At 73.7% G+C, this 13,522-nt stretch carries 11 protein-coding genes; 3 read left to right on the forward strand and 8 right to left on the reverse strand.

The window, feature by feature from the left end:
• Positions 1-137: 137 nt before the first annotated feature.
• The 3 genes from ABDB74_RS07355 to ABDB74_RS07365 all read right to left on the reverse strand — a co-directional run bounded on the left by ABDB74_RS07355 (position 138) and on the right by ABDB74_RS07365 (position 3,194).
• Positions 138-998: a DUF4191 domain-containing protein gene (locus tag ABDB74_RS07355; protein ID WP_346622924.1), complete on the reverse strand. Its 861-nt coding sequence runs from the start codon at positions 996-998 to the stop codon at positions 138-140.
• A gap of 61 nt (positions 999-1,059) precedes the next feature.
• A complete protein-coding gene (gene lipA / locus ABDB74_RS07360) occupies positions 1,060-2,043 on the reverse strand; it encodes a lipoyl synthase (protein ID WP_346622926.1) in 984 nt (327 codons plus the stop codon).
• Between the two features lie 83 nt (positions 2,044-2,126).
• Complete coding sequence (locus tag ABDB74_RS07365; protein ID WP_346622928.1) at positions 2,127-3,194, reverse strand: hypothetical protein; 1,068 nt, start codon at positions 3,192-3,194, stop codon at positions 2,127-2,129.
• Positions 3,195-3,298: 104 nt separating this feature from the next.
• Between ABDB74_RS07365 and ABDB74_RS07370 the strand changes: the two genes are divergently transcribed.
• The gene (locus ABDB74_RS07370) at positions 3,299-4,240 is read left to right on the forward strand and encodes an LLM class F420-dependent oxidoreductase (protein WP_346622929.1); all 942 of its coding nucleotides are present in this window, start codon (positions 3,299-3,301) and stop codon (positions 4,238-4,240) included.
• A 72-nt stretch (positions 4,241-4,312) separates the two neighbouring features.
• On the opposite strand, the gene ABDB74_RS07375 is transcribed toward ABDB74_RS07370, so the two are convergent.
• Positions 4,313-6,640, reverse strand: coding sequence for a bifunctional diguanylate cyclase/phosphodiesterase (locus ABDB74_RS07375; protein ID WP_346622931.1), 2,328 nt, complete (start codon positions 6,638-6,640; stop codon positions 4,313-4,315).
• A gap of 275 nt (positions 6,641-6,915) precedes the next feature.
• On the opposite strand from ABDB74_RS07375, the gene leuS reads away from it, so the two are divergent.
• Entirely contained in the window at positions 6,916-9,804 is a 2,889-nt protein-coding gene (gene leuS, locus ABDB74_RS07380) for a leucine--tRNA ligase (protein WP_346622933.1), read from the forward strand.
• A gap of 229 nt (positions 9,805-10,033) precedes the next feature.
• On the forward strand, positions 10,034-11,122 hold the full coding sequence (locus ABDB74_RS07385; RefSeq protein ID WP_346621943.1) for an IS110 family transposase: 1,089 nt from the start codon (positions 10,034-10,036) through the stop codon (positions 11,120-11,122).
• Between the two features lie 71 nt (positions 11,123-11,193).
• Here ABDB74_RS07385 and ABDB74_RS07390 read toward each other — a convergent pair whose 3' ends face one another.
• From ABDB74_RS07390 to ABDB74_RS07405, 4 genes are read right to left on the reverse strand one after another with little or no spacing between them, the layout of a single operon-like run.
• Positions 11,194-11,787, reverse strand: a complete 594-nt coding sequence (locus ABDB74_RS07390; protein ID WP_346622934.1) for a carboxymuconolactone decarboxylase family protein — start codon at positions 11,785-11,787, stop codon at positions 11,194-11,196.
• 32 nt (positions 11,788-11,819) lie between these two features.
• Positions 11,820-12,248, reverse strand: a complete 429-nt coding sequence (locus ABDB74_RS07395) for a PPOX class F420-dependent oxidoreductase (RefSeq protein ID WP_346622936.1) — start codon at positions 12,246-12,248, stop codon at positions 11,820-11,822.
• Positions 12,245-12,901, reverse strand: a complete 657-nt coding sequence (lipB, locus tag ABDB74_RS07400) for a lipoyl(octanoyl) transferase LipB (RefSeq protein WP_346622938.1) — start codon at positions 12,899-12,901, stop codon at positions 12,245-12,247. The genes ABDB74_RS07395 and lipB overlap by 4 nt, the downstream gene beginning before the upstream one ends.
• 55 nt (positions 12,902-12,956) lie before the next feature.
• Positions 12,957-13,478 carry a hypothetical protein gene (locus ABDB74_RS07405; protein ID WP_346623930.1) on the reverse strand — a complete coding sequence of 174 codons (522 nt, stop codon included), beginning with the start codon at positions 13,476-13,478 and terminating at the stop codon, positions 12,957-12,959.
• Positions 13,479-13,522 lie beyond the last annotated feature (44 nt).

Raw genomic sequence — 13,522 nt, forward strand, 5'->3', positions numbered from 1 at the left:
CCCTCACCTCCCACGGTGAGGGGGGACGCTGCACGATCAGGTCGGCTGATCATCGGATGCCACCCGGACGAGGGACGGCCCAGGACGCCGAGAGCCCCGCACCGGGTGGGTGCGGGGCTCTCGGGCAGGTGATCGGGTCAGCGGCGGCGGACCTGGCGCTGGCTGACCGACATCTGCCGGCCACCGGGCAGCGGGCCACCGGGGACGGGCATGCGTGGGCCGCCCAGCGCGCTCATCCGCCGGGCGAGCGCGTTGACCTCCGCGGCGCTGAGGTTGCGAGGCAGCTTCATCACGTGGGTGCTCAGCTTCTTCAGCGGCACCTGGCCCTCGTCGTCGCCGATGGTGATGTCGTAGATCGGGGTGTCCCCGACGACGCGGGCGATCTTCTTCTTCTCCTGGGCGATCAGGCCTCGGACCCGGCCCGGTGAGCCCTCGCCGACGAGGATGATCCCCGGCCGACCCAGCACCCGGTGCACCGCGTCCAACTGCGGTGTGCCGGCGACGCCGGAGGTCACCCGCCAGTCCCCGCGCATGCCCTCGAGCACCCACGCCGCGGCACCGGGCTGGCCCTCGACCTGCCGGTAGGCCGAGCCCTGCGCGCGGCGGCCGAAGACGATGAGCGCCGCGAGGCCACCGAAGAGCAGGGCCAGGGGGATGAAGAGGAACGGCGAGCCCAGCAGGATGCCGATCAGCTCGATGACGGCGGCGACCGCCACGAACCAGATCAGCATGATCCAGGGGAGCTTGGGGTCGTTCTTCCGCGTCAGGCCGTACGCCTGCTTGATCATCCGCCCCTGGCTGCGGACCTTCGTGAGCCGGCCGACCTTGGGCTGGCCGTTCTTGTCCAGCTTCGGCGCCTTGACCGGCTTGGCTGTCTTGCCGGAGGCGGTGGCGCCGGCGACCGTGGCACCCGAGGTGCGGCCGCGCCCACCGTCCTTCGGTCCGCGTCCGGCGTTGCCGCTCGGAGCGGTCGCGTCTGTGGGCTTGCTGCGTGCCATGCCCCCAGGATAGGGGCGTCCGCGGCGTGCAGCCCGGACTCACCGGCCGGACCTGCCGGAGTCAGCCCTGGCGGGTGAGCCCGCGCGCCTCGACAGCCTGCTGGAACAGCCGCCCGGCGCGGTAGGAGCTGCGCACCAGGGGGCCGGCCAGGACGCCCGGGAAACCGATCTCCTCGGCGTCCTTCTGGAACTGCACGAACTCGTCGGGCTTGACCCACCGGACGACGGGGTGGTGCCGCGGCGAGGGCCGCAGGTACTGCGTGATGGTGAGCAGGTCGCACCCGGCCTCGTGCAGCGCCTGCATCGTCTCCACGACCTCGTGCGGCTCCTCGCCCATGCCGAGGATGAGGTTGGACTTCGTGACCAGGCCGGCCTCGCGCGCGGCGGTGATGACCGACAGGGAGCGCTCGAACCGGAAGCCGGGACGGATGCGCTTGAAGATCCGCGGCACGGTCTCGACGTTGTGGGCGAGGACCTCGGGCCGGGAGGAGAAGACCTCGGCGAGCTGGTCCGGGTCGGCGTTGAAGTCGGGGATCAGCAGCTCGACCCCGCAGCCGGGGAGCTGGGCGTGGATCTGCCGGACGGTCTCGGCGTAGAGCCACGCCCCGCCGTCGGGGAGGTCGTCCCGGGCGACGCCGGTGACGGTGGCGTACTTCAACCCCATCGTCGCGACGCTCTCGGCGACGCGGCGCGGCTCGTCGGCGTCGAACTCGGCGGGCTTGCCGGTGTCGATCTGGCAGAAGTCGCAGCGCCGGGTGCACTGGTCACCGCCGATGAGGAACGTCGCCTCCCGGTCCTCCCAGCACTCGTAGATGTTGGGGCAGCCGGCCTCTTCGCAGACGGTGTGCAGGCCCTCGCGGCGGACCAGCGACTTCAGCTCGGTGTACTCCGGGCCGGTCTTGAGCTTGGTCTTGATCCACTCGGGCTTGCGCTCGATCGGGACCTGGCTGTTGCGGACCTCCAGGCGGAGCATCTTCCGGCCGGCGGGCTCGATCCGGGAGTCCTGGACGGGTGTCGGCTCAGGGATCCTCGGCGCCTCGCTCATGATCCCCACGGTACTCGCGAAGACGCCGCAGCCCCCGTCGCACGTGGCGACGGGGGCTGCGGCGGTGGATCGCTGCGGGAGGATCAGACCTGACGGTCGTCCGGACCGGCGGTCGGGCCCTCCGTGGCGCCGCCCCCGGAGGTGAAGGGCTTCGGAGTGTTCGTGATGTCCTCGCTCGCGCTGTCGGCGCCGTCGCCGTCGACGAACTGGGCGTCGCGGACGCCCATGTCCGACTCCGGCGGCGCGGAGTCGCCGGTGGTGTCGGCGGTCGACACGGTCTTGCCGGAGTCGCTGGGGGAGCTGGGCACGGGGTCCTCCCGGTAGGTGGGCACCGGGCCGTCGCCGGCGGGTGCGGGGTTCCAGTCGTCGTTCTTCCGGCGGAGCAGCACCGCGACCCCCGCGGCCAGCGCGAGGACGGCGACCACCCACGGCCAGCGCCGGGGCTGCGGCTGCACGCCGGAACGGCGCCTGACGGACTTCGCCGTCGCGTTCGCCGCCTTCTCGAACTCGCGGTGCTTCTTGCCGGCCTTCTTGCGGGCCTTCTTCGCCGCCTTGCGCGTCCGGCGCGTGGACTCGGCGGCTGCCGCCGCCAGCTCGGCGCGCCGGGCGTCGAGCTCGCTGCGCGCGCTGTCCACGCCGGCGAGGAGGGTCCCGCGTGCGCTCTCCAGCGCGGGCGTCACCGCCTCGCGGGCGGCGAGCACCCGTGGCGTGGTGTAGGCCAGAGCGGCGGTCTGGGCGGCGGTCAGCCGGGGGCCGACGTCGTCCTTGAGCGCCCGCTGCGCCGATTCCCGGGCTGCCCCGACCCGGGGACCGAGGTCGGCCGCCGCGCGCGCGGCGGCCAGCTGGGCCGCGGTCACCCGCGGCGCCGCGGCCCCGCGGGCGGCCTCCACGCGAGGACCGATGGCGTCCCGGGCGGCGTCCACGCGGTCGCCGATGGTCTCGCGAGCGGTGGCGACGGCGGGCGCGGCCGCCGCCGCGGCGGCAGCCACCCGGGGCGCGACGGCCCGCTGGGCCGCCTCCACGTGAGGGGTGAGCTGTTCGGCGGCGGCGCGACCTGCCTCGGTCACCGCCGTCCCCAGGTGGGCCAGGCCCTCCTGCACTTCGGCGCTGATGATTTCGCCGCGCGTCTTCTTGCGGAACACGAGCTGCACCTCCGAGTTGATCGTCTGGCGATCATCCTGCCCGGTCCGAGCCGTGCCCACACCCCGAAGCGGCGGCCGATCGACGATCGGTCGGTCGTGGTTGGGGTCCGGTCGTGCAGTTGCGCATCTTCACCGAGCCGCAGATGGGCGCGACCTACGACGACCTGCTGGCCATCGCGCGCCGCGCGGAGGAGACCGGCTTCGACGCCTTCTTCCGCTCCGACCACTACCTGACCATGGGTGGTGACGGACTGCCGGGCCCCACCGACGCGTGGATCACCCTCGCCGGGCTCGCCCGCGAGACCAGCCGGATCCGCCTCGGCACCCTGATGACCGCCGGCACCTTCCGGCTCCCCGGCCCGCTGGCGATCTCGGTGGCGCAGGTCGACCAGATGAGCGGTGGCCGGGTCGAGCTGGGCATCGGCTCGGGCTGGTTCGAGGCCGAGCACACCGCCTACGGCATCCCGTTCCCTCCCCTGGGCGAGCGCTTCGACCGGTACGAGGAGCAGCTGGCGGTGCTGACCGGGCTGTGGCGCACGCCGGTGGGGGAGACGTTCGACTTCGACGGGCGCCACTACCAGCTGTCCGGGTCCCCGGCGCTGCCCAAGCCGGTGCAGGAGGGCGGCGTGCCGATCCTGGTCGGTGGCCGCGGGAGGAAGCGGACGCCGCGACTGGCGGCGCGGTACGCCGGTGAGTTCAACGTCCCGTTCATGCCGGCCGACGACAACGCCCGGCTGTTCGCCGGTGTCCGCGCGGCCTGCGAGGAGGCCGGCCGCGACCCGGCGTCGCTGGTGTGCAGCTCCGCGCTGGTGCTCTGCGTCGGCCGCGACGAGGCGGAGCTCGCCCGTCGGGCGGCCGCGATCGGCCGTGAGGTCGACGAGCTGCGCGCGCACGGTGTCGCCGGCACGCCCGCCCAGGCCGTGGACACCCTCGGTCGCTACGCGGAGGCCGGGGCGGAGCGCGTGTACCTCCAGGTGCTGGATCTCTCGGACCTCGACCACCTCGACCTGGTGGCCGGTGAGGTGGCCCCGCAGCTGGACCGAGCCGACCGGTGACCGCTGCCCGGGGCAGGGACGCGGTCACCGGTCGACGCCCGGATCAGCCCCCGGCGGGACGTCGTCCGTACGTCAGCGCCGGGCGGGACGCCGTGGCTCGAGCGACGGCCGGGGTGCCGGCACCACGGCGTCCCCCGGGCGGGGTGCGGCCAGCCAGGTGAGGAGGTCGTCGACGGGCATGGGGCGGGCGATGGCGTAACCCTGCGCCACGTCGCAGCCGAGCTCGGCGAGCACCGCGGCGGTCTCGTCGTCCTCCACGCCCTCGGCCACGAGGCTCAGGCCCAGGTCGTGGGCCAGGGCGACGGTGTGCCGGACGATCGCGGTGGCCCGGCCGTCCCGGCCGACGTCGCGGGTGAGGCTCCGGTCGAGCTTGAGCTCGTCAGCCGGCAGGTACCGCAGGTAGGCCAGCGAGCTGTAGCCGGTGCCGTAGTCGTCGATCGAGGTGCGGATGCCCAGTCGCCGCAGCTCACCGAGCACCGTGCGGCCCCGGTCCGGGTCGGCCATCAGGGTGTCCTCGACCAGCTCGAGGGTCAGGGCCTCCGGCGGCAGACCGTGCACCCGGAGCAAAGCCGTGACGGTGGCGGGCAGGCCGAGGTCGGTGACGCTGGCCGCGGACAGGTTCACCGAGACCGGCACCGCGCGCTCGGGCCACCACCGGGCGGCCGCGCTCAGCGCCAGCCCGAGCACGGTGTCGGTCAGCGGCCGCATCAGGCCGGCCTGCTCGGCCGCGGGCAGGAGCGCGGCGGGGGACAGCAGCCCGCGCTCCGGGTGCTGCCAGCGCACCAGCGCCTCCACGCCGACCACCGCGCCGCCGGCCAGGGCGACCTGGGGCTGCAGGTGCACGAGGAGCTGCCCCTCGTCGAGCGCCGTCCGCAGGTCCTCCATCGTGCGGAGCCGGTCGCCGGTCCCGCTGTGCGGGTCGGGGACGTAGGAGCGGACCCCTTCGCGCGCGGTCTTGGCCGCGTACATCGCCACGTCGGCGCAGCGCAGCAGTTCGGTGACCGACGCTGCGGGGACCGGGGCGGTGGCGACGCCGATGCTCACCCCGACGTGCAGCCGCACGCCGCGCACCACGAAGGGCTCGAGCACACGGGCGCGCAGCTCCTCGGCCCGGGAGATGCCGGCGTCGAGCCCGGTCGCGGGCAGCAGGACGGCGAACTCGTCGCCGCCCAGGCGGGCCAGCAGCTCGCCGGCGGACAGTTCCGGCCAGAGCCGGGGGCCGACCAGCCGCAGCAGGTCGTCACCGGCCGAGTGCCCGAGGCTGTCGTTGACCTCCTTGAAGCCGTCGAGGTCCAGCAGGAGCAGGGCGACCGGCCGGCGTGCGTCGGCGGCGGCGAGGGCGGCGCGGGCCCGTTCCAGGAGGGCGCGCCGGTTGGGCAGACCGGTGAGCTCGTCGGTCCGTGCCTGCTCGCGGATCTCGTGCAGGCCGCGGATCTCCTGGAACGACATGGCGGTGCGGGCGAGGGTGGCCAGCAGGCATCCCACGGCCGCCCAGCCGGCGATCCCGAGGGACGACCCGCCCCACGCCGTCACCAGGACCGCGAGGCTGATGGCGTTGCAGGCGAACGGCACGAGGACCACCCGCCAGCCGATCCGCGCGACGGGGTCGGCGTCGGCGGGGGCGGTGCGGCCGGTGCGCCCGGCGACGTGCGCGGCGACGGCGGTCAGCGCCGCACCGGCCAGCCAGGTCAGGTTGAGCGGCCCGTCGACGGTCAGCTCGCCGCGCGCCACGTAGGACAGGTAGAGGGCGTCGCCGACGAGGGTGCACAGGAGGCCGCCGACCAGGAGCGCCAGCGGCCAGTCGCGGCGCACCCCGATCACGGCGCCCATGGCGGTGATCGCGGCGAGGAGCAGGGTGTCGGCGACGGGGTAGAGGCGGGCCACGGCCAGGGCGCCGTCCCCGTTCCCGGACGGCATCGAGGGCAGCAGGGTGACGGCGAAGGCGACGGCGCCCAGCGCACCGATGAGCGCGTCGAGCCACATGCTGGGGTGGGTGGTGCGCACGCGGGAGCGGATCAGCCCGACGAGGGCCACGGCCATCGCCGGGTACGAGGGCAGCCACAGCAGGAGGAGCAGCCACGCCGGGACGTCGCCGAAGGCGGGCACGAGGCCGACGCCGTAGACGATCGTGCTGACGGCGCCGGCCGCGAGGGCGACGGTCAGGGCCAGCCACACCATCCGTTCCCTCGGGCGGTGCGCGGCCGTCCGCCGGCAGACCAGTGCACCCAGCAGGAAGACGGCGTTGTAGAGGACGAGGTCGTAACCGACGGCGGCCGGACCCCACGGAGGGCGGGCCACGAACCCGCTGGCGTACAACGCGAGCGCAGCGAGACAGGCGATCAGCAGCCGGCCCGTCGACGGCGCGTGACCGTTGCGGTGCTGCGCGTCGGATCCGGTCACGGGAGGGTCATCGGTCGCGGGGGGAGGGGAGACGAGACGAATCCGTCCGCTCTCGCCCGAAGGAGGGAGCACGGGGTCCCGCCCCGCGCGCCGCCTCCGCCGGTGCGTCGGTGTGCGCAGGCGGTAGGCTGCCGGTCGTGACCGGGCGGCTCCTGCTTCACCGGCCGTGCTGACCTGAGACCCCTCGGACAGCACGGCGACCCCTCCTGCGTGAGGGGTTTTTTGTTGCCCACCACCGGTACCGCACCGCGCACCACGATCCGGGAGCACGAACGATGAGCCAGACGGACAGCCCCAGTACCGAGCCCACGGGCGACGGCGTCCCGCCGCACCGGTACACCCCGGCGCTGGCCCAGCGGATCGAGCTGGCCTGGCAGGACCGCTGGGAGCGCGAGGGCACCTTCCACACGCCCAACCCCGTCGGGCGGCTGAGTGCGGGCTTCGAGCGGGTCGCCGACCGGCCGAAGTTCTTCGTGATGGACATGTTCCCGTACCCCTCGGGCGCGGGGCTGCACGTCGGCCACCCGCTGGGCTACCTCGGCACCGACGTCACCAGCCGGTTCCACCGGATGGACGGCGACAACGTCCTGCACCCGATGGGCTACGACGCCTTCGGCCTGCCCGCCGAGCAGTACGCCGTGCAGACCGGGCAGCACCCGCGGATCACCACCGAGGCCAACATCGCGGCGATCCGGGCGCAGCTGCGCCGGCTGGGCGTCGACCACGACGACCGCCGCAGCTTCGCCACCATCGACCCGGGCTACTACAAGTGGACCCAGTGGATCTTCCTGCAGATCTTCGGGTCCTGGTTCGACGAGGCCGCCGGCAAGGCCCGCCCGATCGACGAGCTGGTCGCCGAGTTGGACGCCGGGACCCGCGAGCCCGGTGTCGGCACCAACCCGTACGGCCGCCCGTGGGCCGAGCTGGACGAGCGCGAGAAGAAGGCCGTCGTCGACGCGCACCGGCTGGCCTACCTGAACGAGGCCCCGGTCAACTGGTGCCCGGGCCTGGGGACCGTGCTCTCCAACGAGGAGGTCACCCCCGACGGGCGCTCCGAGCGCGGCAACTTCCCGGTGTTCCGGCGGCCGCTCAAGCAGTGGATGATGCGGATCACCGCCTACGCCGACCGGCTGCTCGACGACCTGGACCGGCTGAACTGGTCCGAATCGGCCAAGGTGTCACAGCGCAACTGGATCGGCCGCTCGACCGGCGCCCGGGTCCGCTTCCCCTGCGGGGCGGAGACGATCGAGGTCTTCACGACCCGCCCAGACACGCTGTTCGGCGCCACCTACATGGTGCTGGCGCCGGAGCACCCGCTGGTCGAGCAGCTCACCGCGGCCGCCTGGCCCGACGGCACCGACCCGCGCTGGACCGGGGGAGCGGCCACGCCCGCCGAGGCGGTGCGGGAGTACCAGCGCCAGGCCTCCCGGCGCTCCGAATTGGATCGGCAGGACGCCGGCCGGGAGAAGACCGGCGTCTGGCTGGGCGTCACCGCGGTCAACCCCGTGAACGGCCGGCAGCTGCCGGTCTTCATCGCCGACTACGTCCTGACCGGCTACGGCACCGGCGCGATCATGGCGGTGCCCGGCGAGGACCAGCGCGACTGGGAGTTCGCCGAGGCGTTCGGGCTGCCGCACGTGCGTACCGTGCAGCCGCCCGCGGACTGGGACGGCGGTGCCTGGACGGGGCCCGGCCAGATGATCAACTCGGCCAACGACGAGCTGTCGCTGGACGGCCTGGACAAGGCGACCGCCATCGCGCGGATCACCGAGTGGCTGGTCGCGAAGGACCACGGCGAGGCGACGACCACCTACAAGCTGCGCGACTGGCTGTTCAGCCGGCAGCGCTACTGGGGCGAGCCGTTCCCGATCGTGTACGACGAGGACGACCGGCCCGTCGCCGTGCCCGAGTCGATGCTGCCGGTGCTGCTGCCGGAGGTCGACGACTACTCGCCCAAGACTTTCTCGGACGACGACGTCGACTCCGTCCCGGAGCCGCCGCTGTCACGGGCCACCGACTGGACGACGGTGGAGCTGGACCTGGGTGACGGCGTGAAGAAGTACCGCCGCGAGACCAACACGATGCCCAACTGGGCCGGCTCCTGCTGGTACTACCTGCGCTACCTGGACCCGGGCGACGACGAGCGCATGGTCGACCCGGAGCTGGAGCGCTACTGGATGGGCCCGCGCGAGCCCGGTGACGTCGGCGGCGTCGACATGTACGTCGGCGGCGTCGAGCACCTCGTCCTGCACCTGCTGTACGCGCGCTTCTGGCACAAGGTGCTGCACGACCTGGGCCACGTGTCGAGCGAGGAGCCGTTCCGCCGGCTGGTCAACCAGGGCTACATCTCCGCCTACGCCTACACCGACGAGCGGGGCTTCTACGTACCCGCCGCGGAGGTCGAGGAGAAGGACGGCCGCTTCTTCTACCAGGGCAGCCCGGTCAACCGTGAGTACGGGAAGATCGGCAAGAGCCTGAAGAACATGGTCACCCCCGACGAGATGATCGGCGCCTACGGGGCCGACACCTTCCGGGTGTACGAGATGTCCACCGGCCCGCTTGAGCAGTCGCGCCCCTGGGAGACCAAGGCGGTCGTGGGCTCCCAGCGGCTGCTCCAGCGCATCTGGCGGGTGGTCGTCGACGAGGAGACCGGCGCGGTCCGCGCGAGCGACGACGTGGAGCCCGCCGAGGACACCCTGCGGGCGCTGCACCGCGCGATCGCGGGCGTGCGTGACGGCTACGCGACGCTGCGGTTCAACATCGCGATCGCCCGCGTCACCGAGCTGACCAACCACCTGACCCAGGCCTACGGAGCGGCGTCGCCGGTACCGCGGGCGGTCACCGAGGCGCTGGTGCTGATGGTGGGGCCGCTGGCCCCGCACCTGGCCGACGAGCTGTGGTCGCGGCTGGGGCACGCGGAGTCCTCGGCGTGGGCGCCGTTCCCGGAGGTCGACGAGCGCTGGCTGGTCGAGGACACGGTGCAGGTCGCCGTCCAGGTCAACGGCAAGGTGCGCGCGCAGGTGACCGTGCCGGCCGACGCAGACGCCGCTGCGCTGGAGGCGGCGGCGCGGGCCGACGAGAGAATCGCCGGCTACCTGGACGGCGCGACCGTCCGCCGCGTCGTCGCCGTCCCCGGCCGGCTGGTCAACTTCGTCCTCGGCTGACAGTGAGGATGTAGGCGCTGCCCCGCAGCGGTCGTTCCTGACCCTTCGGCTGACTGACTTCGGGTCTTCAACGGGATCTGTCGGTTCGGTCCGCTGCGGGGCTGCCTGCACTCACCGGTCGTGGCGGTGTGACTTCATAGGAGCCTGTGCCAGCAGGCACCCATCACTGTCTTGTCCGTTCGCCCGGCGGTGCGTGCCGCCCTGTCGGTTGCGAGCGAGAAGGACGGCGATGACCACCATCGCACCAGAGATCGTCCCGGGCCAGGTCCAGGTGGCCGGTGGCGTGGACACCCATTCCGACACCCACACCGCTGCCGCCGTGGACGGCGCCGGGCGGCTGCTGGGCCACCGGCAGTTCCCGGCTACCGCGGCCGGCTACCGGCAACTGCTGGCCTGGCTGCGCGGGTTCGGGGTGCTGCTGGTCGTCGGCGTAGAGGGGACCGGCGTCTACGGCGCCGGGCTGGCCCGGCACCTGGCCGTCGAGGGCGTGGCGATGGTCGAGGTCGACCGGCCCGACCGCAAGACCCGCCGGTTCGCCGGCAAGTCCGATCCGCTCGACGCCGAGGCCGCCGCCCGCACCGCGCTGGCCCGCACCCGCACCGGCACCCCGAAGGACCGCAGCGGGCAGGTGGAGGCGCTGCGCAACCTGCGGGTGGCCCGTCGCAGCGCGATCGACCAGCGGGCGGACTGCCAGCGGCGGATCAAGTCGCTGATCGTCACCGCTCCCGAGCCGCTGCGCGCCCAGCTGCGCGGCCTCAAGGGCGTCACGCTGATCGGCACCTGCGCCGGGCTGCGCCCCGATCTCAACCGCATCGGCGAGCCGGAGCAGGCCGTCAAGCGCGCGCTGCGTTCATTGGCCCGCCGCCACCAGCTCCTCAGCGAGGAGATCAACGAGCTCGACGACCTCATCGGCCCGCTGGTTGCCCAGATCAACCCCGACCTGCTCGACTGCACCGGCGTGGGCGCCGACGTCGCCAGCCAGCTGCTCGTCACCGTCGGACAGAACGCCGACCGGCTGCACTCCGAGCCGGCCTTCGCCATGCTCTGCGGCGTTGCCCCGATCCCGGCCTCCTCGGGCAAGACCCACCGCCACCGGCTCAACCGCGGCGGAGACCGACAGGCCAACGCCGCCCTCTACCGCATCGTGCTCTGCCGGATGCGCTGGGACCCACGCACCCGCGCCTACGTCGAACGCCGCACCACCGAAGGCCTGTCGAAGAAGGACATCATCCGCTGCCTCAAGCGCATGATCGCCCGCGAGCTCTACTACGTCCTACGCCCCGCTCACCCAACCAACGACCTCGCTCCGGCGGCTTGACGATCCATAGGAGCATCCGACCCGGCCGGTGGGCGGTGCGGCGAGGCCGCGCCGCCCACCGGCCGGGCCGCTCAGGAGCCGGCGTGCTTGCCGGCCTCCCAGCCCGCGTCCTGCAGGCGGTCGGTGGCCCACGCCAGCGGTGAGCGTTCCAGCTGCGTGGCCATGGTGTCGTTCCACCGGTTGAGGAAACCGAAGTTGGCGATGACGGCGACGATCTCGACGATCTGGTCGTCGTCGAAGTGCCGGCGCAGGTCGGCCATCTCGTCGTCGGTCACGGCGTTGGGGGTCAGCCCGGCGCCGCGGGCCACCCGCAGCGCGGCCCGCTCGGCGTCGGTGAAGAGGGGGCTGGACTCGAACTCCCACACCGCGGCCAGCTTGCGGGCGTCGGCGCCCCGCTGCTCGGCCACGTGCGCGGTGTGGGCCTGGCAGTACGCGCAGCCGGCGGCGCCGGAGACGACGGTCGCGACCAACTGCTTGAGCACGCCTCCGACCGTTCCCTCGGCCATGACGACCGCGTTGAGGCGGGCGAACGCCTCCATGATCTCGGGTCGCCGGGCCATGGTCAGCGTGCTGTTGGGCAGGACCCCCAGCGCGGACTCCACGGCACGGAAGGTGTCCTCGTACTGCGGCAGCGACTCACGGGGCAGCGGCTCGATCCTGGGCATGGCGGCTCCTCCTCGGCACGGGAGAAACTACTTTAACGCTGAAACACCTGCGCCGTGCTGCCGCTCACGGGTTCCCTCAGGCTGGGCGGGATGCGGATGATCTCGTGCCGCTCGCCGCTGCGGCGGAGCAGCCGGTGCCACAGCCGCGAGACGGCGTTGCCGAGGGTGAACTTCAGGCCGTAGGCACGTCGCATCGCGGCGAGCGCCGAGGGCCATTCGGCACGGTCGACGAACGCCGCCGTGCCCTCCACGGCCGGGCCCGTCACCCGCCCGCGGACGTCGCACGGTGCGACGGTGACCCGGCTGGTGTGGCGGAGCCGCTTCACCTTCCCCGAATCGGCCGGGGTCCAGACCACGAGCGAGCCGCCGTCGGCCGCGGCCCAGACCGGGGTCGCCACCGGCGCGCCCGTGCGGCGGAACGTGGTCAGGCTGACGTACTCGCTGTCGGGGAGCGAGGTCACGACGGGGTCGGTACCGCGGCCAGCGCCGCGTGCACGGCCTGCTCGGTCGGGTCCAGCGCGTCGGCGACGCGGACGTCGCGGCCCAGCTCCGCCGACAGCGAGGTGACCCCGGCGTCGGGGATGCCGCAGGGCACGATGGCCCCGAAGGCGCCCAGGTCGGGGTCGCAGTTGAGGGCGAAGCCGTGCATCGTGACCCCGCGCGCCACCCGGATGCCGATCGCCGCGACCTTGCGCTCGGGCCGGAACCCGCTGCCCGGCGGGTCGGCCGGCAGCCACACGCCGCTGCGGCCCTCGACGCGGCCGGCGGCCACGCCGAACCCGGCGCAGACGTCGATCAGCGCCCCCTCGAGCCGCCGGACGTAGGCGACGACGTCGACGGGGTCGGGCAGGGCCACGATCGGGTACCCGACCAGCTGGCCCGGTCCGTGCCACGTGATCTTGCCGCCGCGGTCGACGTCCACCACCGGCGTGCCGTCCACCGGCCGCTCGTGGGGCTCGGTGCGCCGGCCGGCCGTGTACACCGAGGGGTGCTCCAGCAGCAGCAGCGTGTCGGGGACCTCGCCGGCCACTCTCCGCGCGTGCAGCTCGCGCTGCCGCGCCCAGGCCTCCTCGTAGGGAACGGTCCCGGCGCGCACCACGTGCAGTTCGGCCACGGGCCCACCCTATGCCCGCGTCAGGCGGGGCGGCGCGGGTCCAGCCGGGTCGCGATCACTGTGCCGTCGGGGCGGTAGTACAGCCGGCCAGGATCGTGGGTGCGGACGCAGGCATCAGCCGGCGCTCCCGTCGGCGGCCGGCGGGAGGGCGCGGAGGACGGCGCGCCGTCCAGGCGCCGCTGGCCATCGCGCCCTGGATCGACGGGGTGTCGCGGTGGTCGCCGCAGACGTACAAGCCGTCGCCCAGCTCGACCGGGCGGCGCAGCTGCAGCGGCGGGAGCGCGGCGGGCTGCGCGCCGGCGACCGTGACCGACGTCAGGTGCTCGAGGTCCGACGGCGAGACGCCGTGGGCCCGGGCGATCTCGGCGCGCACGTCCTCCTCCCGCGTCCGCTCCAGGGTGGCGCTGGCCACGAGCGCCCGCCCGTCGGGGCTGTACCGCGGCTGGGCGTCGGACACGACCGCGCTGTTGACCAGCGCGCCCGCGGGCTGCCCCAGCACGATCAGCGGCGTCCGCCAGGGGGACTCCGGCAGCACGTGCAGGTGGGTGGTGACCTGTCGCGGCGGCGGCCTCGACACCGGGCAGGAGCGCGGCCGCCGTCCCGGGGTCGGTCGCGACGACG

It is taken from the genome of Blastococcus sp. HT6-4, assembly GCF_039679125.1.
Lineage (GTDB): Bacteria > Actinomycetota > Actinomycetes > Mycobacteriales > Geodermatophilaceae > Blastococcus > Blastococcus montanus.

Bases quoted from the DNA above. Each gene is read 5' to 3' on its own strand.
- ABDB74_RS07385 (WP_346621943.1), top strand. From the start codon at position 10,034: ATGACCACCATCGCACCAGAGATCGTCCCGGGCCAGGTCCAGGTGGCC.
- ABDB74_RS07355 (WP_346622924.1), bottom strand. From the start codon at position 998: ATGGCACGCAGCAAGCCCACAGACGCGACCGCTCCGAGCGGCAACGCC.
- ABDB74_RS07390 (WP_346622934.1), bottom strand. From the start codon at position 11,787: ATGCCCAGGATCGAGCCGCTGCCCCGTGAGTCGCTGCCGCAGTACGAG.
- leuS (WP_346622933.1), top strand. From the start codon at position 6,916: ATGAGCCAGACGGACAGCCCCAGTACCGAGCCCACGGGCGACGGCGTC.
- lipA (WP_346622926.1), bottom strand. From the start codon at position 2,043: ATGAGCGAGGCGCCGAGGATCCCTGAGCCGACACCCGTCCAGGACTCC.